Origin of the sequence: Campylobacter concisus (genome assembly GCF_003048405.1) — a bacterium.
GTDB lineage: Bacteria > Campylobacterota > Campylobacteria > Campylobacterales > Campylobacteraceae > Campylobacter_A > Campylobacter_A concisus_Q.
Genome location: NZ_PIQS01000007.1, coordinates 13,466 through 36,847, shown reverse-complemented (window position 1 = coordinate 36,847; position 23,382 = coordinate 13,466). Strand labels below are relative to the sequence as shown.

Below are 23,382 nucleotides of genomic sequence, written 5' to 3'. Positions count from 1 at the left end.
AAGCATGAAAGTAGCTGTGATTGGAACTGGATACGTTGGACTAGTAAGTGGCGCATGCTTTGCCAAAATGGGTAACAGCGTGATCTGCGTCGATGTCGATGAAAAAAAGATCGAGGCACTAAAAAACGGTGTCGTGCCGATATATGAGCCAGGGCTTGCTGATATCGTAAGTGAGTGCTACAAAAATGGCTCGCTTAAATTTAGCACGCAGATAACTGAGGCGCTAGAGCATGCAGATGTGTTATTTATCGCGGTGGGTACGCCTATGGGCGCTGATGGACAGGCAGATTTAAAATACGTTCTCTCAGTTGCCAAGTCTATCGGAGAAAATTTAAGCAAACCACTAATCGTAGTTGATAAATCAACCGTTCCAGTGGGCACTGGAGTCAAGGTGCACGAGGTGATCGAGGCTGAGCTTAAAAAGAGAAATGTAGAGATTAAATTTGAAGTCGTCTCAAACCCAGAGTTTTTAAAAGAGGGTGCGGCAGTTGAGGACTTTTTAAAGCCTGATCGCGTAGTTATCGGAGCTAGTAGCGAGTGGGGCTTTAGTGTGATGAGAGAGCTTTATGAGCCATTTATGAAAAATCACGATAGGCTCATTTGTATGGACGTAAAGTCAGCCGAGATGACAAAATATGCTGCAAATTCAATGCTGGCAACAAAGATAAGCTTTATAAATGAAATAGCAAATATCTGCGAACGCGTGGGTGCGGACGTAAATTTGGTACGAAAAGGCATTGGTAGCGACTCAAGGATCGGATATAGCTTCATCTATCCAGGCTGCGGATACGGCGGCAGCTGCTTTCCAAAAGACGTCGAGGCACTCATCTACACAGCTAGACAAAATGGCTTTGAGCCAGAGCTTTTAAACGCGGTCGAGTCAAGAAATAAGGCTCAAAAAAGAGTGTTATTTGAGAAAATTTATAACTTCTTTGGCGGCGATCTAAAGGGCAAGACGATTGCGCTTTGGGGACTTGCGTTTAAGCCAAACACTGATGATATGAGAGAGGCTAGCTCGCTAACTTTGATAAAGCTTTTAGATGAAGCTGGTGCAAAAGTGGTCGCTTATGATCCAAAATCAAGTGAAGAAGCCAAAAAATATATGCCAAATTTAGATGTGAAATACGCTAAAAATAAGTACGATGCACTTGATAACGCTGATGCTATGGTGCTTGTGACTGAGTGGAGCGAGTTTAGATCGCCTGATTTTATGGAGATCAAACAAAGGTTAAAAAATGCTGTCATATTTGACGGACGAAATCAATACAACGCTAAAATTTTAACCGAACACGGATTTAAGTATTTCCAAATCGGAGTAAAGGCATGAGAAAAATTTTACTTTTTGTCGCAGCTTGCGTGTTGCCGTTTACGCTTTTGGCGAGCGAAAATGCGCCAAAAACCGAGGAAAATATTTTTGAGCTACCCATCTCAAAGATGCCGCCTGATTATTTTAAATACGAAGTCGCATTTTTTAAAGAGATAGAAATCGACTGCAACTTTGCCTTTTTGCTCGGCGGAAAGCTTGAACAAAAAGAGGACGCACGCGGGATTTACTATGAATTTAGCGGCGGTGACGAGCTAGCGCAAACGATGATGCTCTGCAAGGATGGAAAGAAAAAGAGGCGGGTTTATTATGAGCTCACTCAAATTTTACCAGGCGTTAGTCCTATTAAAATCATAACTCCAAAAGGTGTAAGTGCAGAAATAAGAATGTATGAACGCGTAAAAAAGATAGAGCCAAAAAAGAAAGGAAAAAATAAATGAAAATAGCAGTAGTAGGACTTGGATATGTGGGACTTCCACTAGCAGCAGCTTTTAGTGAAAAGTACGAAGTAGTCGGCTTTGACGTAAATGCAAAACGTATAGAAGAGCTTAAAAGTGGCTATGATAGAACGCTTGAGCTTAGCAATGAGCAGATGAAAAAAGCGATCGATAATGGCATGAAATTTAGCCTAAATTTAGATGATATTAGAAGTTGCAACTTCTTTATCGTAACCGTCCCGACTCCAATAGATAAAAACAAACGCCCTGATCTAACTCCAGTCATAAAAGCGACTGAGAGCGTGGCAAAAGTGCTTAAAAAAGGTGATATCGTTGTCTATGAAAGCACCGTTTATCCAGGCGTTACAGAAGAAATTTGCGTGCCACTTCTTGAAAAAAGTGGGCTTAAATTTAACAAAGACTTCTTCTGCGGCTACTCTCCAGAGCGTATAAACCCAGGTGATAAAGAGCACACAGTGACAAAGATTAAAAAGATCACAAGTGGCTCAACCCCAGAGATCGCTGACAAGGTCGATGAAATTTATAGCTCGATCATCACAGCTGGCACTCATAAGGCCTCAAGTATCAAAGTAGCCGAGGCTGCAAAGGTCATCGAAAACACTCAGCGTGATATAAACATCGCCTTTATAAACGAGCTTGCGATGCTGTTTGAAAAGCTTCATATCAACACCATTGATGTGCTTGAGGCTGCAGGTACGAAGTGGAATTTCTTAAATTTCCGCCCAGGTCTAGTTGGTGGACACTGCATCGGCGTAGATCCATACTATCTCACTCACAAAGCTCAAGAGGTAGGTTATCATCCTGAAATGATCCTAGCAGGCCGCCGTATCAACGATGATATGGGCAGATACGCAGCCGATCAAGTGATAAAACTAATGATAAGAAAAGGCGTGCTTATCAACAAAGCCCGCGTGCTTGTTCTTGGTATGACATTTAAAGAAAACTGCCCAGATATAAGAAATTCTCGCGTTATAGACGTGGTTGATGAGCTAAAAGATTTTGGCTGCAAGGTCGATGTTACTGATCCTTGGGCTGATAGTGCTGAGGTAAAACACGAGTACGGCTTTGATCTAGTAAAAGAGTATAACCTAGATGACTACGACTGCATCGTGATCGCCGTAGCTCATAATGAGTTTAAAAAGCTAAATTTAAAAGGTCATTTAGTTTATGATATAAAAAATATCTACCCAGAGGCTGACGCTAGGCTGTAAGGAATTTAGTGCACAAAGTAAGCGTAAATTGTAAAATTTTAATTATATTTCTGGCTGCTTATCTGTTTGGATTTGCGGCCAGGATGCTCTGGGTATTGTTGGCAAAGGATATGCCAGAGTTTTACTTTAATGGCGAGTTTATACTTACGACAAATGACGCATACTATTACGCAGAGGGCGCTAGAGATATGCTTGCTGGCTTTCATCAGCAAAGTGACTTTAGCCCCTTTAATCACCCAATCTCAACAATAGTTTTTTATATTTGCAAAATTTTACCTTTCAAGATCGAAAGTGTGATGTTTTATATGAGTGCGTTTTTAGCACCTCTTATCGCACTTCCAGTTATTTTGATATCAAATGAGTTTAAAGCCCTAAAAGCTGGAGCTATGGCAGCGTTTATGAGTGTTATCTTACCAAGCTATCTTTCAAGGACATCGCCTGGATATTTTGATAGTGACATGTTAAATGTCACATTTGCGCTTTTTATCATCTATTTTTTGATCAGGCTTTTGAATGCAAATAAACAAAAATTTATCGTTTTGCCTGGAGTCTTTATATCGCTTTATCTTTGGTGGTATCAAAGCTCATATGCACTTATTTTAAGTATTGTATTTATTTTTTTGCTTTACACTCTTGCTTTTATGCGAGATAGATTGCAAAATTATCAAGCAATATTTTTTATGTTTATAAGCATCGTAAGCTCAAATGTTTTTACTAAAGATCCACTAATAGCAAATAAAATTTTGATTTTTAATTTAGTGGTTATTGCTTTATTTTTCTCTCTTTTTTGTAAATATAAAAATTTACTCTCAGCTAGAAATTTAGCCATTTTTCTTACTTTAATGCTAGCTATTTTTATCTATTTTGGTGGTTTTGATTTCATTACCTCAAAAATGGGTATTTATGTTTTTAAAGGCAATGAAATTCTTAGCGATAAATTTCACTTCATAAATGAGCATAATTTCATCAGTGAAGTAAAAAGTGCTAGCCATTTGTATTTTATCTATTTCATGTCGGGAAATATTCTTATACTACTGGCGGCTATTATTGGATACTTATTACTTTGCTTGAAATTTCGTCCATTCTTACTTACATTACCAATGCTTGGACTTGGACTCCTCTCTTTCTTTGGTGGAGTTAGATTTGTTATGTATGTAACACCACTTGTTGCGCTTGGTTTTGGGTATTTCTTGCATTTTTTTTTAAATTTATTTGATCTTAGAAATTCTATTAAAAATTTATCATTTTTAGTTTTTGCCGTAGCCGCTCTTGCTATAAATTTAGATTTTGCTTATTCATATAGGCCAAAGACTGTAATTAGCCGTGATGAAGCAGTAGCACTTGATGAACTCAAAAAGATCACAAAGCGCGATGATTATGTATTTTCATGGTGGGATTACGGATATGCTATAAGGTATTTTGCTGATGTTATGACTTTAAACGATCCTGGCAGACAAGGTGGTGAAAATAATTATTTTGTTAGCCTTGCTTTGAGAAAAGATGAGGCATTTTCGGCTAGACTTGCAAGAGTAGCAGTTACGTATAATGACATCTCACTTGGGCAAAATATAAGGCCAATAGATAAAATTTTAAAAGACTACAACACAAGCGATATAAATACTTTTTTAAGTCAGCTTGAAAGCGAAAATTTCACTCTGCCAGCTGCGAAAAAAGAGATTTTTTACTATCTTGTGCCTAATATGATTGACATCGCGCCAAATATCTTTAGATATAGCTATATCGACGCCACAACTGGTAAAAGGCAAAAAGAGGATTTTTATCATGTTAGTGCATTAAATGGCATTAGCGAAGCTGGTATCGACCTTGGAGACGGCTATACTTTGCCTACAAATGAGCAAAATTTTATCATACATAACGGCGAAAAAATAGCCGTAAAATCATTTTATAAGGTAAAAGGTGCTGGAAGAGATTTACGAATAGATGAAAAAATCATAGATAAAAATGCCAAAATTTATGTGCTTTTTTTGGAAGATTATGCGCGGATATTGTTGCTTGATGAAAATGCTTTTAACTCATCTTTTGTGCAGCTTTTTATATTTGAGCGAGCTGATGAGCGATACTTTGAGCCATTTGTCATCTCAAGTGGCGTAAAAATTTATAGGTTAAAAATCTAATGCTAATCAATCTAATAAGCTCAATCGTTGTTTTTGTCGTATCAATGGGCATAAATTTCTTTCTTACGCCATTTATTTTAAAAAGCCTTGGCAACGAAGCTTTTGGCTTTGTGGGTCTTAGTAACGCAATCGTTAGCTACGCAGCAGTCATAAGTGTAGCCATAAACTCGGTCAGCGGACGCTTTGTCGCTCATGCGTGGCACAAAAAGGATCTAAACCTCGCAAACACCTACTACTCATCAGTGCTTGTCGTAAATATCTTCTTTTGCGCTGTTGTAGTGGTGCTTAGTTCGGTTTTTATCATAAATTTGCAAAGCTTTTTAAACGTCCCTGAAAATTTACTATTTGATGTGAGAATGACCCTTGTTTTTTACTTTATAAATTTCTGCGTTGGGCTATTTAACGGCGTTTTGACGGTTTGCGCTTTTGTGACAAATAAACTCTACCTGCTCTCCATCAGAAATGCCACCTCAAGTGCGATCCTAGCGATCCTCATCGTGGCGCTCTTTTTCTTTTTTAAGCCATTTATCTCATACATCGCCATTTCAGCACTAGTTGCTAGCCTTTTTGTATTTTTTAGCACCATTTTTATGTCAGCTCGCATCACGCCAGAGCTAAAATTTAGCCTTAGTAAATTTGACTTTTCTAAGATCAAAGAGCTTTTAAGCTCTGGCATTTGGAACAGCTTTAATGCGCTAAACCGCATACTTTTGACGGGCATGGACCTTTTTATCTGCAACATTTTTGTAAATGCAAACGCCACAGGACTTCTCTCTGTTGCCAAGGCCGCTCCTATCATACTTGAGAGCTTTGTGGCACAGCTTAGCGGTATCTTTGCGCCAAAATTTGTCGAGCTTTACTCTAAAAATTTGATCACGGACCTCATAAAAGAGGCTAAATTTTCAATGAAGGTGATCGCCTTTGTGATGAGCGCTCCAGCAGCGTTTTTCGTCGTTTTCGGGCTTGATTTTTACACGCTTTGGCTACCTTTTAAAAGCGCAGATGAGGTCAAATTTATCTACAACGTCTCGATGATAACGCTAGTGCCTATCGTCTTTATAAGCTTTGTTTTTTCGCTTTTTAACCTTGATAGCGCGACAAACAAGCTTCGCCGCCCAGCCATTGCCAACACTATCCTTGGCGTTAGCACGATCATAGCGCAGATCGCACTGCTTAAATTTAGTGACTACGGCGTTTATGGTATCGTCATCGTCGCAGCCATTTTTTATAGCATAAGAATTCTCGGCTTTGACCTCATAAACGCTGCTTTAAATTTAGAGGTAAAGCTCACTACGTTTTATGGGGTTTATTTTAAAAATTTAGCCGTTTTTGCGCTTTGCGTGCTTGCGATGTTTGCCTGCAAGGACTTTGTGAGCTTAGATAACTGGCTAAAATTTGCTATCTTTGCTGCGATCTACGCCGGCGCAGCTTATGTTTTGGGATATTTTTTGTTTTTTAATGCCTTCGAGCGAGGCATAGTTTGGCGTAAAATTTTAAAAAAATTTAAAAGGTCTTAAATGGATGAAATTTATCTGATCTCTTTGGCAAAAGATACCAAAAGGCGCGAGCTTTTGCAGCAGAAATTTGGCTCTTATGATAGCTTTAAGCTAATAGACGCAATAGACGGCAGGGAGCTAAACGCGAGGGAGTACTATAAGATCATTTCGCCATCATTTAAAGCTTACGGCAAGGTTTTAAGCCCAGCAGAAGTCGGCTGCTCGCTCTCACACGTGAAAGCTTACGAGGCGTTTTTGGCAGGTGAGGCCAAATTTGCCCTCATCTTTGAAGACGACGTGATTGGGGACGACTCGGCTATAAAAGAGGCCTTTTTGGCAGCTAGTAAGATGCCAGAAGACGGTGTGCTCATATGCGGTATGCAAGATGGGCTAGAGGGTAGGTTTAGCGCCTTTGGCAAAAAGGTGGATACTAGCCTAAGTAAGCCACTTTGGCAGGTCTCAAAGCACTCATTTTCAAGTATTTATAGAGCAGGGGCTTATGTGCTAACTAAAAAAAGCGCTAAAAATTTGCTTGAAATTCATAAACGCGCGCTTTGCACGACCGATATTTGGGACTATTTGCTAGGCGTTAATGATATGCAGATGTATTTTTGTGATCTTTTTGCACACCCAACTGATCTTAGTGGCTCAAATATCGAAGGAGAACGCCTTGAGAGAGGATACAAGGCAAATTTAAAGGCTTACATAAAAACAATTAAATTTATACTTTTCTCACGGCTTGAAAAACTTCAAGGCTATGAGAGAATTTTTAAAAGGGGCTAAATGAGCGAGCCATTAATCAGCATCGTAACAGCGACTTATAAGCGTCCGGAACTTTTACAAAAGGCCATAAAAAGTGCTCTAGCTCAAAGCTATAAAAACCTAGAGATCATAGTAACGGACGACGGCGATGACGAGAGTGCGAGTGAAATTTGCAAGAGTTTTAACGACGCAAGGATCAAATTTGTAAAAAACACCGCTCACAAAAAGAGTCCAAATGGCAACAAAAACAATGGCTTTGACAACGCAACAGGCGAGTTTGTCTGCTTACTTGATGATGATGATGAGCTTTTGCCAGAGGCGATTGCTGAGTGCTATGAAATTTTAAAAAGTGGCGAGTACTCGTGTGTTTTTGCAGACGCTATCTGCGAAAAAGATGGCGTGATGACCGAGGTTATGGCTGGTAGAAGCCCGTATAACAAGAGTGGGGCGATGAGCAAGGTTGATTATCACTGTGGGCGGATAAATGGCGAGTATTTTAAGCTTTTTTCGCGTGAATTTATAGATGATTTTAGGTTTGATGAGAGCAGTTTTGGCGGCGAAAATGAGCTTTATATCCGCTTTTTTGAAAAAAATGTCTTCTATCTTAAAAAGCCACTTTACATCTACCGCATCGCAAGAAGTGATAGTGCTACGCTAAATGCCGGCAAACACGCGTTAAACGTTGCAAACGCTTACATCAAAACAGCAAACTTGCACTACGACATCGCTATAAAAAATGAGCCAAAATTTCTAGCTATGCAGTATAAAAATGCCGCTTACTACGCCAAAATCGCTGGCGAATATGGGCTGATGCTAAGGTGTATCTTTAAAAGTCTTGGCATTAAATTTAGCAAAGAGGCGTTTATTTTCTTGTTGCTTAGTCCGCTTCCAAGTGGCATTTTACCAGCACTTTCAAAGCTTAGAGTAAAAATCAAACAAAGGTTTGGTGTATGAGGATATTATTTGTCACATCAACGCTTAGAAGTGGCGGTGCGGAACGAGTTTGTGCGGTGATCGCATCAAGATTTAGCTTGGATCATGATGTAAGCCTTGTTAAATTTGACAATGATGAGCCATTTTACGAGCTAGCAAGTGGTGTGAAGCTTATAAATTTAGGCGTTGGGGCTGATGAGCTTGGCTTGGTTGGAAATTTAAAAAAGAGAGTTTCAAAGGTGCTTGCTTTAAGAGCGCTCATACGAGAGGGCAAATTTGACGCTGTGATATCATTTTTAGACGCCGTAAATACCTTGGTTCTCTTTAGCTCAGCTGGGCTAAAAACGCCTATAATCATAAGCGAGCACACAAACTACCTTGCGCCAAAAAGAGCCATTTTTAAGTTGCTAAGACGCATAAGCTATCCATTTGCAAACGCACTTAGCGTCTTAAGCGACGAGGATCTAGGCTACTACTCTAAATTTTGCAAAAATGTGATGAAAATTTACAACCCACTCTTTGAAGAGATGCGCAGTGAGAGCTTTGCTAAAGAAAATTTAATCATCTTTGTTGGCAGGCTAAATAAGATAAAAAACTGCGAAATGTTTGTAAGAGTGGCTGCAAGCTTAAAGCAAAGTGGCTATAAATTCGCAGTTGCTGGAGATGGCGGCGAGAGGGTAAATTTAGAAAATTTAGCTAAAAATTTAGACGCTGATGTCGAATTCTTAGGCAACGTTAGCGACATCGCCTCACTTTATAAAAGGGCAAAGGTGCTGATCTCTTGCTCAAATTTCGAGGGTCTTGGAAATACCTTGATAGAGGCGATAAACTATGACTGCGTGCGTGTTGCGACAAGAACTAGCGGGGCAAAAGAGCTTATAAAAGATGGCTTTGATGGCTTGCTTTGCGAGATAAATGACGCTGATCAGATGAGCGAAAAGCTTGCAAAAATGCTGCAAGATGAAGCAAAAATGGGCGAATTTGCTAAAAATGCAAGGGCTAGACTTGATGAGTTTAGCGTGGAGCAAATTTATAAAAAATGGCTGGAGCTTTTAAGGCTTGGAGGTGTGAAGTGAAAATTCTTTTTGTCATAGCTGCACTTAGAAATGGTGGGGCTGAGCGAGTGCTAAACGTGCTTGCAAACGAGCTTTGCAAAGACAATGAGATCACTATCGCTTTGCTTGAAGAGGACCTTGGGCTTTATAGATTTAGTGAAAAGATAAAGATCATAAATCTTAGCGTCACTGGTTCAGGTGTCGCTTTAAAATTTAAGAAAATCCTCGCTCTTAGAGCGCTTTTTAAAGAGCAAAGGGCTGATCTGATAATTAGCTTTATCGACTGGACAAACGTCGCTTGCGTACTGGCAAATGCTGGGCTAAAGAGCAAACTAATAGCAACCGAGCACCACGAGCATAGCTACTTAAAAAGCAAAATCGCAAGCGCTATGCGTGATCTTGCTTATAAATTTGTAGATGGCTTAAGCGTGCTAAGCAAAAGTGACTACGAGTACTATAAATTTGCCAAAAATCGCGAGGTCATCCACAACCCACTTTTTATCGATGTGCCTGAAATTTGCGAGAAGCAAAATGTCATTTTAAGCGTGGCAAGGCTGGAAGCGGTAAAGGGCTATGATATCTATTTTGAGGCGCTTAGTAAGGTGGATAAGAGCTTGCTTGATGGCTGGAAGATAAAGATCGCAGGCAGTGGCAGGCAAGAGGCCGAACTGAAGCAAATGGCGTCAAATTTAGGGCTGAATATCAAATTTTTAGGTCACATGAGCGATGTTAGCAAGCTTTATAGTGAGGCAAAAATTTTCACTCTTAGCTCACGAAGCGAGGGGCTTTCAAATGTGCTAATAGAATCAGGCGCTTTTGGTTGTGCTAGGCTAAGTAGCGACACCGTGGGCGCAAGAGAGCTTATAAATGACGGCTTGGACGGACTTATCTTTAAAAATGGCGATACAAATGATCTAAAAGATAAGCTTGAAATGCTTTTAAAAGATGAAAATTTAAGAAAAAAACTAGCAAAAAATGCCAGCGAAAGTGTAAATTTATTTAGCAAAGAAAATATCATCAAGCAGTGGCGAGAATTTATAAAAAAGGTTGTTAGCAAGTGAAAAAATTAGCCGTTTTTTTATACTCGATGGGGCCTGGTGGGGCTGAGCGAAATGTGGCAAATTTACTACCATTTTTGGTTAAACGTTATGAAGTTCATCTCATCTTAATGAGCAAGGTCATCGCCTACGAGATCCCAAGCGAGGTACAAATACACTTTATAGAAAATAGCGATCCTTATGAGAGCGGACTAAAGAAGCTTGCAAGGCTCTTTTTAGCGATGCCAATGCTTGCCTTTAAATATAAAAAGCTTTGCCTAAATTTGGGCATCGACACGCAGTTTGTGTTGATGAACCGTCCTTGTTATATCGCTGGGCTTGCTAGGATTTTAGGGCTAAAGGCTAGGCTAGTTATCAGCGAGCGAAGTTGCCCGTCGATCCTATATAAAAACGATCTAAGCGGCAGAGTTAATAAATTTTTACTCACTCATCTTTATAAAAAAGCCGATCTAATCCTCGCAAATGCAGCTGGCAACAAAGAGGATCTGGTGCGAAATTTTGGCATGAGCGAGGCAAAGACAAAGGTGCTTTATAACGCCCTTGATCTAAAAACTATAAATTTGCTAAAAGATGAGCCACTTGAGAGTGATTTTAAGCCATTTTTCATAAATATTGGCCGCCTTGATAGCGGTAAAAATCAAGCCATGCTAATAAAAGTCATAGCTTCCATTAACGACCCTCACGCTACGCTTGGTATCCTTGGTAAAGGGCCTTTAAAGGACGAGCTACAAAATTTGATAGACAAATTTGGCGTGGGTGATCGAGTAAAGCTTCTTGGCACTGATAAAAATCCTTTTAGGCACATAAAAAACGCCTCTTGCTTGCTTTGCGCTTCGCGTTTTGAGGGCTTTTCAAACGTCTTGCTTGAAGCGCTAGCGTGCGAAAAAACTATCATCTCAACCGAGCATAAGAGTGGCGCAAAGGAGCTTTTGGGCGAGAGTGAGTTTGGCATTTTGGTGCCAGTTGATGATGAAAATGCGATGAAAGAGGCGATGATAAAGGTGCTTAACGAGCCAAAGATAAGGCAAAATTTTGAAAAGGTTGCGTATAATCGGGCTAAATTTTTTGATAGTGAAAATATAGCGAGCAAGCTTATAAATTTTTTGGAAAATCCTAATGAATAGAAATTTATTTTTTAAAAATTACTCTTTATACTTGATGATATTTGTCGCAGTCTTTTTTAGCGTGATTTGTAGGCTTTACTGGGTCTTTTGGGCGAGTGAGTATCCAGTATTTTTCTGGAACAACGAGCTAATGATCAGCACAAACGACGGCTACGCATTTGCCGAGGGTGCAAGGGACATGCTGGCTGGCTTTCACCAAGAAAATGACCTTAGCTACTACGGCTATCCGCTTTCCACACTTACTTACTGGATCGTGAAATTTCTGGGCGTCAAGCTTGAGACGGCGATGATTTATATGAGCGTATTTTTCTCATCGCTTGTGGCTGTGCCAGTTATCCTGATCGCAAATGAATACAAACTAAAAATGGCTGGCTTTATCGCCGCACTTCTTACAGTGATCGCAAATAGCTACTACAACCGCACTATGGCAGGCTACTACGACACCGACATGCTCATCATCCCACTTAGCGTCTTTGTCGTTTGGGGGCTTGTTAGAGTGCTTGAGAAAAAGGACGCAAAGAGCCTAATAATCGCGCCTTTAAGCGTGCTTATTTACATGTGGTGGTATGCGAGCGCATTTTCGCTTATTAGCATTTTAACTGGGCTATTTTTACTTTATACGCTTATTTTTGATAGAAAAAATCCACTTTTTTATCTTGAAATTTCGCTGCTTTTACTTGCCATTTCAAATCTTGATCTAACGCTTAAATTTATCGCTATTATAGCTATTTATCTGCTTTGCTTATTTAAAAAAGAGATGATGAATTTAAAATTTGCTCTTGGCATTTTGGCAGTTATATTTATCGTCTTTGTCATTCGTGGCGGACTAAATCCGATTATTTTTCAGCTTAAATTTTACGTCTTTAGAGATGCACCTGAAGTTGGAGGCATGAGCTTTCACTTTTTTAATGTCAATCAAACTATCCAAGAGTCAAGCATCGTTGATTTTACGCTATTTTGTGAGAGGATCAGCGCAAATGTCATCACATTTTTGATCTCACTTGCTGGTGTTGCTCTTTTTTGCTTTAAACACCGCTCATTTGCCGTCTCGCTCGGCATGCTGGCACTTGGCTTTTTGGCATTTAAAAGTGGCCTTAGATTTACCATTTATGCTGTGCCTATTATGGCGCTTGGCTTTGGCTATTTGGTGGAGTTTATACTTTCAAATTTAAAGCTAAAAGGAGCGGTGCTAAATCTTGCGAGAGCCTTTATAACCGTGCTCGCTCTTACTCCAGCGCTCATTCATATCTATGGTTACAAAGCTGAGCCGGTTTTTGTGCACAAAGAGGTTGAAATTTTAAACAAGCTAAAAAGTATCGCAGGACGCGAGGACTACGTGGTTGCGTGGTGGGACTATGGATATCCGATCAGATATTACAGCGATGTTAAGACGCTCATTGACGGCGGAAAGCACCTTGGACGTGAAAATTTTGCCGTGAGTTTTGCGCTTGGAAGCGATGAGGTGAGCTCAGCAAATATGGCAAGGCTTGATGTTGAGTATACAGAGAGAAATTTTAAAGAGCGATTTAACGGCAACTTGGCTCAAATTTTAAAAGATAGAAATTTAAGCGTTGATCAGTTTTTTAGTGATATAAAAGAGGCAAATTTTAGCCTACCGGCTAAGACAAGGGATATTTACTACTACTTGCCAGATAGGATGCTTAGTATTTTTCCGACAATTTTGCAATTTAGCAAGATCGATCTAAAAAGCGGTAAAAATTTAAACAACGGCCTTTTTATCGTGACAAGAGCGATCTCTCAAAATGAAAATGGCATTAGGCTAAATGGTGGTTTTACGCTCACAAGTGATGTCACAAATTTAATCTATGATGGTAATATCTTGCCTCTTAAATCTTTCATAGAGACTGATTATAACGAGGCTGGCAAGCTAAATGTCAAAGAGTATAAAAATAACGAAAGCTCAAATATCTCTGTCATTTTTATGAGAGATTATGGTAGGTTTATCATCCTTGATGAAAGTATTTTAAATAGCGCATACATCCAGCTTTTTGTACTTGAAAGGTACGATCCAAAAATTTTTGAGCCAGTCATACTTGATGGTGCGGCAAAAATTTATAAACTAAAGAGGTAGAGATGGCAAGGATAGGGTTTTTAAGCCACGCTGATATGAGCATACACTTTTTTAGACGCCCTATTATGCAGGCTTTAAAAGATATGGGGCATGAAGTTTTTGCGATCGCTCCAAAAGGAAATTTCACTGATGAGCTTGCTAAAAGCTTTCACTCTGTCACTTACGAGCTTGACAAAGCCAGCCTAAATCCACTAACTGTTATAAATAACTCAAAAAAACTATCTCAAATTTTGGGTGAGCTAAATTTAGACCTGCTGCAGACTGGCGCTCACAAGTCAAATGTCTTTGGCACGTTTGCCGCTAAAAACGCTGGCATAAAGCACGTGATAAATTTGGTCGAAGGCCTTGGTAGTTTTTATATCGATGATGATCTTAAGACGAAGGCTGTGCGTTTTGTCATGGAGAGCCTTTATAAGCTCTCTTTTGCAAAAGCTGATGCTTGCATCTTCGTAAATGACGCAGATCCAGACTATCTGATCTCTAAAAATTTGATAGACAAAAGCAAAGTGTACCGCATAAAAAGTGTCGGCGTAGATACTGCTAAATTTGATCCAGCTATCACGCAGGCAGCTGACCTGGGTGATAAAAAGGTAATTTTAATGATCGCAAGAGCCATGTGGCACAAGGGCGTTCGTGAATTTTACGAGGCAGCTGAAATTTTAAATGGCTACAAAAACTGCGAATTTGTCTTTGTGGGCGAGGGCTTTGCTGGTAATAAATCAACTGCAGACGAGAGCTTTTTAAAAGGTGGCAAGGTGCGATATCTTGGCGCTAGAAACGACATACCACAGCTTTTAAAGGCTTCTTATTTGCTAGCACTTCCTAGCTATAAAGAGGGCTTTCCAAGAACGGTTTTAGAGGCGATGAGCATGGCTAAAGCAGTCGTTGCAAGCGACGTAACAGGCTGCAATGAAGCTGTAAAAGAGGGCTACAACGGACTTTTATGCAAGGTAAAAGACGCAAGTGATCTTGCTAGTAAGATAAAAATTTTGCTTGATGATGAGGAGCTTTGCGCTAAACTTGGGCAAAATGGTAGAAGCTGGGCGGTTAGCGAGTTTGATGAGAAGCAAATCGCGAAAAGATATATAGAAATTTATAGGAAATTTATAGATGTATAGAAATTTTTTAAAGAGAGTGATTGACATTTTGGGGGCTTTGTTTTTGCTCATTTTAACATCGCCCATCATCATAGCAACGGCGATATTTATCTATTTTAAGGTTAGCCGTGATGTTATTTTCACGCAAGCAAGGCCAGGGCTAAATGAGAAAATTTTTAAAATTTATAAATTTAAGACGATGAGCGACGAGCGTGACGCAAATGGCGAGCTCTTGCCAGATGATCAGCGTCTTGGTAAATTTGGTAAACTGATCCGATCTCTTAGCCTTGATGAGCTACCACAGCTTTTTAACGTGCTAAAAGGCGATATGAGTTTTATCGGACCAAGGCCGCTTTTGGTTGAGTATCTGCCTATTTATAACGAAACACAAAAGCACCGCCACGATGTGCGCCCCGGTATCACAGGCCTAGCGCAGGTAAATGGCAGAAATGCCATAAGCTGGGAGAAAAAATTTGAGTACGACGTCTATTACGCTAAAAATTTAAGCTTTTTGCTTGATGTAAAGATCGCTTTGCAGACTATCGAAAAGGTGCTAAAACGAAGTGGCGTCAGCAAAGAAGGGCAGGCTACGACGGAGAAATTTAATGGCAAAAACTAAGAAAATTTACATCTACGGAGCGAGTGGGCATGGCCTTGTGATCGCTGACATCGCTAGAAATAACGGCTATGATGAGATGGTTTTTTTAGACGATGCTAGTGAGCGTAAATTTAACCCAGAGCTTGAAAAAGCTGACATCATAATAGCCATTGGCGATAATAAAACCAGGCAAAAGATCAGCCAAAAAGTAGAGGATGTTGGCTTTGAGATAGTAAATTTGATCCATAAAAGCGCGGTTGTGAGCGAGAGCGCTGTGATAGAAAAAGGCGTAGTGGTCATGCCAAATGCTGTGATAAACGCAAAAGCTCGCATAAAAGAGGGCGCTATCATAAACTCTGGCGCGGTGATAGAGCATGAGTGCGTGATAGGCAAATTTGCTCACATCAGCCCAAATGCAGCCCTTGCTGGAAACGTTAGCGTGGGCGAATTTACGCACATAGGTATCGGCTCAAGCATCATTCAAGGTATAAGTATTGGCAAAAACTGCATCATCGGTGCTGGAAGTGTGGTCGTTAGAGATATAAAGGACGGCACAAAGGCTTATGGCGTGCCAGCATGCGAGCGCGCTAAGATATAAATTTAAAAATAAGTGCTAAAATCGCCAAAAAATCACGAAAGGGATGAAATGGATAGGGTTTTTTTATCTCCACCAAATATGAGCGGAAAAGAGCAAGAATATATAAAAAAAGTTTTTGAAAGCAACTATATAGCGCCACTTGGCGAGTATGTTAATAAATTTGAAGAAAGTATAAAAAGCTACACCGGAGCAAAAGATGCTCTTGCACTAAGCGCTGGAACGGCGGCGCTTCACCTAGCACTTCGTGTCCTTGGCGTAAAAGATGGCGACTTTGTGCTGGCTTCTAGTTTTACTTTCATGGCTTCAGTCTCGCCTATACTTTATGAAAAAGCAACTCCAGTCTTCATCGACTGCGACGAGAGCTGGAATTTAAGCCCAGAACTACTTAAAAAAGCGATCTCAAATTTACCTAAAAAGCCAAAGGTATTGGTCGTCACTCATCTTTACGGGCAAGCTTCAAAGATGAAAGAAATTTGCGAAATTTGCCAAAACGAGGGCATCTCTTTAGTTGAAGATGCAGCTGAAGCACTTGGCGGATTTTACGTTGGTAAGGCGCTTGGCACATTTGGTGTGATGGGTGCATATAGTTTTAACGGCAACAAGATCATCACCACTTCAGGCGGAGGTATGCTAGTTGGCGACAAGGATTTTGTAGAAAAAGCTAGATTTTACAGCACTCAAGCAAGAGAGCCTTTGCTTCACTATGAGCATAAAGACTATGGCTACAACTACCGCTTAAGCAACGTGCTAGGCGCTATTGGCGTGGCACAGATGGAAGTTTTAGAAAAAAGAGTCGAGCAAAAGAGAAGAGTTTTTGAAATTTATGAAAAAGAGCTTGGCGATATTTTAGAATTTATGCCAGAACTGCCAAATTCTCGTGGTAACAGATGGCTCACAACTGGCGTTTTTGCTAAAAAAGATGCACATTTAAAAGTTATCAAAGCACTAGCAGATGAAAATATTGAGAGTCGCCCACTTTGGAAGCCTATGCACTTGCAGCCTGTCTTTAAGGGTGCGTTAAGCTTTATCGATGGATATAGCGAAGATCTATTTTCAAGAGGAATTTGCTTGCCAAGTGGCAGCGATATGAGCGAACAGACACAAGAAAGAGTGATAAAAATAGTCAAGGAAAATGCGTAAATGTTTCATGCAACGAAGTTAAAAAGGCTCGTATTTTTCCTTCTTGGTGATGTTTTTATATTTATCTTTTCGATATATGCGGCTTATCTTTTAAGATTTAACGCTGACATCCCAGATATCTACGTGCAAGGGCTTTTTGTAACGGCTGGATTTTTGATCGTATTTAAGCTATTTTTTATGTGGATGTTTAAAATTTACAAGGTGCCGTGGAGGTTTTTCGGATTAAACGAAGCAAGAAAAATTTTCCTAGCTCACGTTTGCTCAGCGGTTTTATTTACGATCGTTTTTTTTATCATTCAAGATTTTTTAAATCCATACCCAAGAAGCGTTATTTTCATTGATCTTCTTATTTCATGCTTACTTGTTGGGCTTTTAAGAATTTCAAAACGCATGGTGCTAGACTTTTCAAATAGACCTCATAAAGGTGAGCCTTGTATTGTTATAGGTGCAACGTCAAAAGCGCTTCACGTCTTGCGTGGCTTAAAACAAGGTTATCTTGACTACTACGCGGTTGGAGTGGTAGATGAAAGGAGCGATCTTGTTGGCACTTATTGTGATGGATTTTTAGTACAAGATAAAAAAGAGATACCAAGCCTTATAAAAGATTATGACGCAAAGACTGCTATCATCGCGCTTGCATTAGATCAAGATGAGCTTCAAGCCCTAGTTGATGAGTTAAGTGGATATGGTATAAGAGATATGAAGCTCTTTTCTCTTATCGAAAATGAGCCGATCAAAGATATCTCAATCGAAGATTTGCTCGCTAGAAAGCCAAAAGACCTTAATCCAGAGGCTATTTCAAATTTCTTAAAAGATAAAAGAGTGCTTGTCACTGGAGCTGGCGGCAGTATAGGAAGTGAAATTTGTAAGCAGTGTTTGAAATATGGCGTAAGTGAGCTTATAATGGTTGAGCATAGCGAGTTCAACCTTTATAAAATAGGCGAAGATACAAAAGATAAAAGAACTATTAGCAAGCTTGTAAATATCACAAATTTAAAGGACTTTGAAGAGGTTTTTGAAGAATTTAGACCAGAAATCGTCATCCATGCAGCAGCCTACAAACACGTACCACTTTGCGAGCTAAATCCTCGCTCAGCAGTTGAAAACAACATCTTTGGTACGAAAAATGCAGTCGATCTTTCAAAAAAATATGGTGTTAAAAAATTTGTCATGATCTCATCAGACAAGGCTGTGCGTCCAACAAACATAATGGGTACAACTAAGCGTGTTTGCGAGCTTTACGCACTAAATTCAAATGAAGCAGGTGTATGCGAGATAGTTTGCGTTCGCTTTGGTAACGTCCTTGGCTCAAGTGGCTCAGTTATACCTAAATTTAAAGCACAGATCGCTGCGAATAAGCCGCTAAGTGTCACTCATCCAGAGATCACAAGATATTTTATGCTCACATCTGAGGCGTGTCAGCTAGTCCTTCAAGCAGCCTCTATCGCAAAAGGTGGCGAGCTTTTCGTGCTTGATATGGGCGAGCCTGTTAAGATCGTAGATCTTGCTAAAAAGATGCTTCTTCTTTCAAATAAAGAGCATTTGGGTATAGAATTTGTGGGTCTTAGACCAGGCGAGAAGCTTTATGAAGAGCTACTTATCAACAAAGATGATGTGCAAACAAAATATGAATCAATCTTTGTAACGCATTCAGAGCCTTACGATTTAGTGCTTTTAAACTCGCAGATAAGTGAGCTTTTGCAGCTTGAGGATAATGAGATCGCACCTGCACTTAAGGTGATCGTGCCTGAGTTTAATCATGCGCTAAATTTAAAAGGCTAATTAGAGGCAAAGAACCAATGATAGCGATAATTGACTATGGGGCCGGAAATATCAAAAGTGTGATAAATGCTTTTGATTTTCTTGACAAAAAATGTGCCTTAGTAAGTAAGCCTGAAAATTTAAAGGAGTATTCGCACATTGTTTTGCCAGGCGTTGGAGCTTTTGGTGAGGCGATAACAAAGCTAAAAAATAACGGCATGGACGAAGCCGTAAAAGAAGCTGTAAAAAGCGGCAAAGCTTTTATTGGTATTTGCCTTGGTATGCAGCTTTTATTTGAGCGAAGCTTTGAGTTTGGCGAGCATGAGGGACTCTCTCTTTTGCCTGGTAAGGTCGTAAAATTTAATGAAGCTAATTTCGATAAGCCATTAAAAATACCTCACATTGGCTGGAACGCTTTGGAATTTAAGCAAAATAGTCCATTAATTTTAGGACTAAAAAAGCTTGAGTATTTATATTTTGTACACAGCTATCACGTGGTTTGTGATGATAAATTTGCACTGGCAAAGACAACTTATGGATATGAATTTACAAGTGCGGTTTGGCATGAAAATATATTTGGCTTTCAGCCTCATCCAGAAAAAAGTCATGAAGCTGGACTTAAAATTTTAGAGAATTTTGCGAGGTTATGATGGAAATTTTTCCAGCTATTGATTTAAAAGAGGGACAAGCAGTTAGGCTTAGCAAAGGTCTTATGCAAAGTGCAAAAATTTATAGCAACGAGCCAAGTGAACTTGCTAAGAAATTTGAAGATTATGGCGCAAAATGGCTTCATGTGGTTGATTTGGATGGTGCATTTGCTGGAGAGACGATAAATTTTAAAACAATTGAAAAGATTACAAAGGCTACAAATTTAAGCATCCAAGTGGGTGGTGGCATAAGAGATGAAGAGCGAATAAAACGCTATTTAGACCTTGGAGTTAGCAGAGTGATCCTTGGCTCAGTAGCTCTTAGGGATCCAGAATTTACAGCAAAAATGGCTGAAATTTATAGAGTTGTAGTTGGCATTGACGCAAAAGATGGCTATGTGGCCGTGCAAGGTTGGGGTGAGATCTCAAATATAAAAGCAGTTGATCTTGCAAGAAAATTTGCAGATGTGGGTGTAGAAGCTGTGATTTGCACCGATATTAATAAGGATGGAATGCTTGGCGGAGTTAATGTTGAGTTTAGCTTGCAAATAGCTAGAAATAGTAAGCTCGAGACGATAGCAAGTGGTGGCGTGAGTGATATAAATGATATTTTGATGCTAAAAGCCACAAATGAGATTAGTGGCGTAATAGTTGGGAAAGCCTACTATGAGGGGTTGCTTGACCTAAAAGTGGCCTTTAAACTACTTAGATAGCGTTAAAGCTTTTATAAATTTAAATTAGCTAGAATAGGGCAATTTTTACTAAAAGGATATTATGTGAAGATTTTGGTTGTAGATGACAGTTCAACAATGAGAAGAATCATAAAAAATACTTTACAAAGGTTAGGACATCAAGAAATTCTTGAGGCTGAGCACGGTCTTGAGGCTTGGAATATCTTAACTCAAAATGAAGGTATCGAAGTTCTTATCACTGACTGGAATATGCCTGAGATGAACGGTCTTGAGCTTGTTAAAAAGGTAAGAGCAGAGCAGAAGTATGTTGATATGCCTATCATAATGGTAACAACAGAAGGCGGAAAAGCTGAAGTTATAACGGCTTTAAAAGCAGGAGTTAATAACTACATCGTTAAACCTTTTACTCCACAAGTCTTAAAAGAGAAGCTTGAAGACGTTCTTGGTTAATGAAAGATAAATTCTACGAATTAAGCATAAAAACATCAAATTTTTATGATGAAATTTTAGAGCTAGTTTTCTCTTTTGGAGTTACCTGTGTTGAAGAGCTAGATCACGAGATCATCATCAGGGAAGAGTATGATCTAAAAGATATAGCTTGGGGTATCGAAGAGTATGCAAAAGGGCTCTCTAGTGTTCGTAAAATTTCAAATGATTTAAAAATTTCTCTTAATTTAAAAGAAAATAAAGACTGGCTAGGTGAATATAAAAAGGCAGTTAAGCCTATTTTGGTTGATAAAATTTATGTTAGACCTAGCTGGGAAGAGCCACTTAATGGCGTAACAAATATCATAATTGACCCAGCTCTAGCCTTTGGCTCAGGGCACCATGAAAGCACAAATTCTTGTTTACAACTTTTACAAAAATATGCAAAAAGTGGCAATACCGCTTTAGATGTAGGTTGTGGAAGTGGAATTTTAAGTATTGCCCTGGCAAAGCTTGGTTGCAAGGTCAATGCTTGCGATACAGACGAGCAAGCCACACAAAGCTCACTTAGCAACGCCGAATTGAATGGGATTAAATTTAATAAAATTTGGACAGGCTCTATCGCGAATTTAGAGCAAAAATATGACATTGTTGTAGCAAATATCATTGCTGATGTCATTTTTATGCTCTCAAATGACTTAAAAAAATCGCTTAAAAAAGGCGGCTACTTGGTATTGTCAGGAATTTTAAGCAAATACGAAGATAGGATTAAAGATACGTTTAAGGATTTGGAGCTAATTGAGATAAAACAAAGTAACGATTGGAGTAGCTTTGTTTATAAGGAAATAGATGAATAACCAAAATAATAACCAAAATAATGGCAACAATAACGGTTTTTTTAATAAAAATCCTATTTTCATTTTTGCCATTTTTGCAATAGTTATAGTTTTAGCTTTTAGAAGCTTTAGTGGAGACGGACTAGGTGGCTCTTTTGGGCTAAATAGTAATGCCCAGAGTAAAATGGTAGCTTATTCTGAGTTTAAAGATATGTTAAAAAATAAGCAGCTAAATGAGGTTGCTATCTCAGAGACTACCATAAAAGGCATAGGTAGTGACAAAACTATCTATCTTGCAAAACGCATAAATGATCCAACTCTCATTGGTATACTTGAGCAAAATGGCATAACTTATAGCGTTTATAGCGAAAATAACTGGTTTGGCGATCTTATATTTTCATGGATTATTCCAGTATTTATATTTTTTGCTATTTGGATGTTTATTGCTAGTCGTATGCAAAAGAACATCGGTGGTGGCATACTTGGCATAGGAAGTGCAAAAAAACTTATAAATTCTGAAAAGCCAAAAGTAAAATTTGACGATGTTGCAGGCGTTGAAGAAGCAAAAGAAGAGGTTCAAGAGATAGTTGATTATCTAAAAAGTCCTGATAAATATCTAAGACTTGGGGCAAAAATTCCAAAGGGAATTTTGCTAGTTGGCCCTCCAGGCACTGGTAAAACACTTCTTGCAAGAGCAGTTGCGGGTGAGGCTAGTGTGCCGTTTTTCTCTATGTCAGCATCAAGCTTTATAGAGATGTTTGTCGGCGTTGGCGCAAGCAGAGTTAGAGATCTTTTTGAGAATGCTAAAAAAGAGGCTCCAGCGATTGTTTTTATAGATGAGATCGATGCGATCGGCAAAAGTAGAAATTCTGGTCCGATGGGCGGCAATGACGAGAGAGAGCAAACACTAAATCAGCTTCTTTCTGAGATGGACGGCTTTGATGCGGACAAGTCGCCAGTTATCGTTATAGCGGCTACAAATAGACCTGAAGTTTTGGACGCTGCGCTTTTAAGGCCAGGTAGATTTGACAGGCAAGTGCTTGTTGATAAGCCTGATTTTAAAGGACGCTGCGACATTTTAAAAGTTCATATGAAAGATGTAAAGATTGGCAAAGATGTAAATATCGAAGATATTGCAAGGCTTACGACCGGTTTAGCTGGTGCTGATCTTGAAAATATTATAAATGAGGCTGCACTTCTTGCAGGACGTAAGTCAAAGACCTTTGTCGAGCAGGCTGATCTTGTGGAGGCCGTTGAGAGATCGATTGCTGGACTTGAGAAAAAGTCTCGCCGCGTAAATCCAAAAGAAAAAAGAATCGTCACTTATCATGAGTGTGGTCACGCCTTGATAGCTGAACTAACAAAAGGTGCAAAAAGGGTAACAAAAGTCTCAGTCGTACCACGTGGTCTTGCGGCACTTGGCTATACTCTAAACACGCCTGAAGAGAATAAATTTATGATGCAAAAGCATGAACTGATAGCAGAAGTAGATGTGCTTTTGGCTGGTAGGGCTGCTGAAGAGGTGTTTATTAAAGAAATTTCAACCGGAGCTAGCAACGACCTAGAGCGTGCAACTGATATCATAAAAGCTATGGTTAGTATGTATGGTATGAGTGATGTTGCTGGTCTTATGGTGCTTGAAAAGCAACGTGCTACGTTTTTAAATGGCGGTCAAAGCATCAAAGACTATAGTGATAAGATGGCTGAAAAGGTTGATGAGTTTGTAAAAACACTTCTTCATGAAAGATACACGGCTGTGCTTGGTTTGCTTGAAATTTATAAAGGAGCTATTGAAAATATGGTATCAGCACTTTATGAAGAAGAAACAATCGAAGGAAAAAGAGTTAGAGAGATCATTAAAAACTATGAGATCGAAAATAGTCTAGAGAGCAGACTTGTAGAGACCGAAGAAGACGAAAAGAGTAAAAAAGAGGAATAA

Annotated in this window: 21 protein-coding genes; all 21 read left to right on the top strand. The window is 39.3% G+C overall.

All coding sequences use genetic code 11. The features are described 5' to 3' along the window. The first annotated feature begins 4 nt into the window (after positions 1 to 4). The 21 genes from CVT18_RS09815 to ftsH all read left to right on the top strand — a co-directional run bounded on the left by CVT18_RS09815 (position 5) and on the right by ftsH (position 23,382). Entirely contained in the window at positions 5 to 1,327 is a 1,323-nt protein-coding gene (locus CVT18_RS09815; RefSeq protein WP_103629405.1) for a UDP-glucose dehydrogenase family protein, read from the top strand. Continuing rightward, positions 1,324 to 1,764, top strand: coding sequence for an ecotin family protein (locus CVT18_RS09810; RefSeq protein ID WP_103629406.1), 441 nt, complete (start codon positions 1,324 to 1,326; stop codon positions 1,762 to 1,764). The genes CVT18_RS09815 and CVT18_RS09810 overlap by 4 nt, the downstream gene beginning before the upstream one ends. Next, positions 1,761 to 2,993: a nucleotide sugar dehydrogenase gene (locus CVT18_RS09805; protein ID WP_103629407.1), complete on the top strand. Its 1,233-nt coding sequence runs from the start codon at positions 1,761 to 1,763 to the stop codon at positions 2,991 to 2,993. The genes CVT18_RS09810 and CVT18_RS09805 overlap by 4 nt, the downstream gene beginning before the upstream one ends. 8 nt (positions 2,994 to 3,001) lie before the next feature. Next, entirely contained in the window at positions 3,002 to 5,128 is a 2,127-nt protein-coding gene (locus CVT18_RS09800; RefSeq protein ID WP_103629408.1) for an STT3 domain-containing protein, read from the top strand. Further along, positions 5,128 to 6,645, top strand: coding sequence for an MATE family efflux transporter (locus CVT18_RS09795; RefSeq protein ID WP_103629409.1), 1,518 nt, complete (start codon positions 5,128 to 5,130; stop codon positions 6,643 to 6,645). Before CVT18_RS09800 ends, CVT18_RS09795 begins: the two co-directional genes overlap by 1 nt. After that, on the top strand, positions 6,646 to 7,407 hold the full coding sequence (locus CVT18_RS09790; RefSeq protein ID WP_103629410.1) for a glycosyltransferase family 25 protein: 762 nt from the start codon (positions 6,646 to 6,648) through the stop codon (positions 7,405 to 7,407). Then, positions 7,408 to 8,340 (top strand): glycosyltransferase family 2 protein, encoded by a 933-nt coding sequence (locus CVT18_RS09785; protein ID WP_103629411.1) that lies wholly within the window; start codon positions 7,408 to 7,410, stop codon positions 8,338 to 8,340. Continuing rightward, positions 8,337 to 9,395 (top strand): glycosyltransferase, encoded by a 1,059-nt coding sequence (locus CVT18_RS09780; protein WP_103629412.1) that lies wholly within the window; start codon positions 8,337 to 8,339, stop codon positions 9,393 to 9,395. Before CVT18_RS09785 ends, CVT18_RS09780 begins: the two co-directional genes overlap by 4 nt. After that, entirely contained in the window at positions 9,392 to 10,435 is a 1,044-nt protein-coding gene (locus CVT18_RS09775; protein WP_103629413.1) for a glycosyltransferase, read from the top strand. Before CVT18_RS09780 ends, CVT18_RS09775 begins: the two co-directional genes overlap by 4 nt. Then, entirely contained in the window at positions 10,432 to 11,556 is a 1,125-nt protein-coding gene (locus CVT18_RS09770) for a glycosyltransferase (RefSeq protein WP_103629414.1), read from the top strand. The genes CVT18_RS09775 and CVT18_RS09770 overlap by 4 nt, the downstream gene beginning before the upstream one ends. Then, complete coding sequence (locus CVT18_RS09765; RefSeq protein ID WP_107824513.1) at positions 11,549 to 13,648, top strand: STT3 domain-containing protein; 2,100 nt, start codon at positions 11,549 to 11,551, stop codon at positions 13,646 to 13,648. Before CVT18_RS09770 ends, CVT18_RS09765 begins: the two co-directional genes overlap by 8 nt. A gap of 2 nt (positions 13,649 to 13,650) precedes the next feature. Next, entirely contained in the window at positions 13,651 to 14,766 is a 1,116-nt protein-coding gene (gene pglA / locus CVT18_RS09760) for a N,N'-diacetylbacillosaminyl-diphospho-undecaprenol alpha-1,3-N-acetylgalactosaminyltransferase (protein ID WP_107824512.1), read from the top strand. Continuing rightward, positions 14,759 to 15,364: an undecaprenyl phosphate N,N'-diacetylbacillosamine 1-phosphate transferase gene (pglC, locus tag CVT18_RS09755; RefSeq protein WP_107824511.1), complete on the top strand. Its 606-nt coding sequence runs from the start codon at positions 14,759 to 14,761 to the stop codon at positions 15,362 to 15,364. Before pglA ends, pglC begins: the two co-directional genes overlap by 8 nt. Then, complete coding sequence (gene pglD, locus CVT18_RS09750; RefSeq protein ID WP_107824510.1) at positions 15,351 to 15,941, top strand: UDP-N-acetylbacillosamine N-acetyltransferase; 591 nt, start codon at positions 15,351 to 15,353, stop codon at positions 15,939 to 15,941. Before pglC ends, pglD begins: the two co-directional genes overlap by 14 nt. Positions 15,942 to 15,989: 48 nt before the next feature. Next, positions 15,990 to 17,081: a UDP-N-acetylbacillosamine transaminase gene (pglE, locus tag CVT18_RS09745; RefSeq protein WP_107824509.1), complete on the top strand. Its 1,092-nt coding sequence runs from the start codon at positions 15,990 to 15,992 to the stop codon at positions 17,079 to 17,081. Continuing rightward, positions 17,082 to 18,863, top strand: a complete 1,782-nt coding sequence (pglF, locus tag CVT18_RS09740) for a UDP-N-acetylglucosamine 4,6-dehydratase (configuration-retaining) (protein ID WP_107824508.1) — start codon at positions 17,082 to 17,084, stop codon at positions 18,861 to 18,863. A gap of 17 nt (positions 18,864 to 18,880) precedes the next feature. Continuing rightward, positions 18,881 to 19,492 carry an imidazole glycerol phosphate synthase subunit HisH gene (gene hisH / locus CVT18_RS09735; protein WP_103629421.1) on the top strand — a complete coding sequence of 204 codons (612 nt, stop codon included), beginning with the start codon at positions 18,881 to 18,883 and terminating at the stop codon, positions 19,490 to 19,492. Further along, positions 19,492 to 20,202 carry a 1-(5-phosphoribosyl)-5-[(5-phosphoribosylamino)methylideneamino]imidazole-4-carboxamide isomerase gene (gene hisA / locus CVT18_RS09730; RefSeq protein ID WP_103629422.1) on the top strand — a complete coding sequence of 237 codons (711 nt, stop codon included), beginning with the start codon at positions 19,492 to 19,494 and terminating at the stop codon, positions 20,200 to 20,202. Before hisH ends, hisA begins: the two co-directional genes overlap by 1 nt. 63 nt (positions 20,203 to 20,265) lie before the next feature. Beyond that, positions 20,266 to 20,631 carry a chemotaxis response regulator CheY gene (locus tag CVT18_RS09725; RefSeq protein WP_002939933.1) on the top strand — a complete coding sequence of 122 codons (366 nt, stop codon included), beginning with the start codon at positions 20,266 to 20,268 and terminating at the stop codon, positions 20,629 to 20,631. Then, positions 20,631 to 21,464, top strand: a complete 834-nt coding sequence (locus tag CVT18_RS09720) for a 50S ribosomal protein L11 methyltransferase (RefSeq protein ID WP_103629423.1) — start codon at positions 20,631 to 20,633, stop codon at positions 21,462 to 21,464. The genes CVT18_RS09725 and CVT18_RS09720 overlap by 1 nt, the downstream gene beginning before the upstream one ends. Beyond that, positions 21,457 to 23,382, top strand: a complete 1,926-nt coding sequence (ftsH, locus tag CVT18_RS09715) for an ATP-dependent zinc metalloprotease FtsH (protein WP_021091790.1) — start codon at positions 21,457 to 21,459, stop codon at positions 23,380 to 23,382. The genes CVT18_RS09720 and ftsH overlap by 8 nt, the downstream gene beginning before the upstream one ends.

What these genes read in the sequence shown, in the direction of transcription:
- CVT18_RS09815 (WP_103629405.1), top strand. Translation starts at nt 5, where the DNA reads ATGAAAGTAGCTGTGATTGGAACTGGATACGTTGGACTAGTAAGTGGC.
- CVT18_RS09810 (WP_103629406.1), top strand. Translation starts at nt 1,324, where the DNA reads ATGAGAAAAATTTTACTTTTTGTCGCAGCTTGCGTGTTGCCGTTTACG.
- CVT18_RS09805 (WP_103629407.1), top strand. Translation starts at nt 1,761, where the DNA reads ATGAAAATAGCAGTAGTAGGACTTGGATATGTGGGACTTCCACTAGCA.
- CVT18_RS09795 (WP_103629409.1), top strand. Translation starts at nt 5,128, where the DNA reads ATGCTAATCAATCTAATAAGCTCAATCGTTGTTTTTGTCGTATCAATG.
- CVT18_RS09790 (WP_103629410.1), top strand. Translation starts at nt 6,646, where the DNA reads ATGGATGAAATTTATCTGATCTCTTTGGCAAAAGATACCAAAAGGCGC.
- CVT18_RS09785 (WP_103629411.1), top strand. Translation starts at nt 7,408, where the DNA reads ATGAGCGAGCCATTAATCAGCATCGTAACAGCGACTTATAAGCGTCCG.
- CVT18_RS09780 (WP_103629412.1), top strand. Translation starts at nt 8,337, where the DNA reads ATGAGGATATTATTTGTCACATCAACGCTTAGAAGTGGCGGTGCGGAA.
- CVT18_RS09765 (WP_107824513.1), top strand. Translation starts at nt 11,549, where the DNA reads ATGAATAGAAATTTATTTTTTAAAAATTACTCTTTATACTTGATGATA.
- pglA (WP_107824512.1), top strand. Translation starts at nt 13,651, where the DNA reads ATGGCAAGGATAGGGTTTTTAAGCCACGCTGATATGAGCATACACTTT.
- pglC (WP_107824511.1), top strand. Translation starts at nt 14,759, where the DNA reads ATGTATAGAAATTTTTTAAAGAGAGTGATTGACATTTTGGGGGCTTTG.
- pglD (WP_107824510.1), top strand. Translation starts at nt 15,351, where the DNA reads ATGGCAAAAACTAAGAAAATTTACATCTACGGAGCGAGTGGGCATGGC.
- pglE (WP_107824509.1), top strand. Translation starts at nt 15,990, where the DNA reads ATGGATAGGGTTTTTTTATCTCCACCAAATATGAGCGGAAAAGAGCAA.
- pglF (WP_107824508.1), top strand. Translation starts at nt 17,082, where the DNA reads ATGTTTCATGCAACGAAGTTAAAAAGGCTCGTATTTTTCCTTCTTGGT.
- hisH (WP_103629421.1), top strand. Translation starts at nt 18,881, where the DNA reads ATGATAGCGATAATTGACTATGGGGCCGGAAATATCAAAAGTGTGATA.
- hisA (WP_103629422.1), top strand. Translation starts at nt 19,492, where the DNA reads ATGGAAATTTTTCCAGCTATTGATTTAAAAGAGGGACAAGCAGTTAGG.
- CVT18_RS09720 (WP_103629423.1), top strand. Translation starts at nt 20,631, where the DNA reads ATGAAAGATAAATTCTACGAATTAAGCATAAAAACATCAAATTTTTAT.
- ftsH (WP_021091790.1), top strand. Translation starts at nt 21,457, where the DNA reads ATGAATAACCAAAATAATAACCAAAATAATGGCAACAATAACGGTTTT.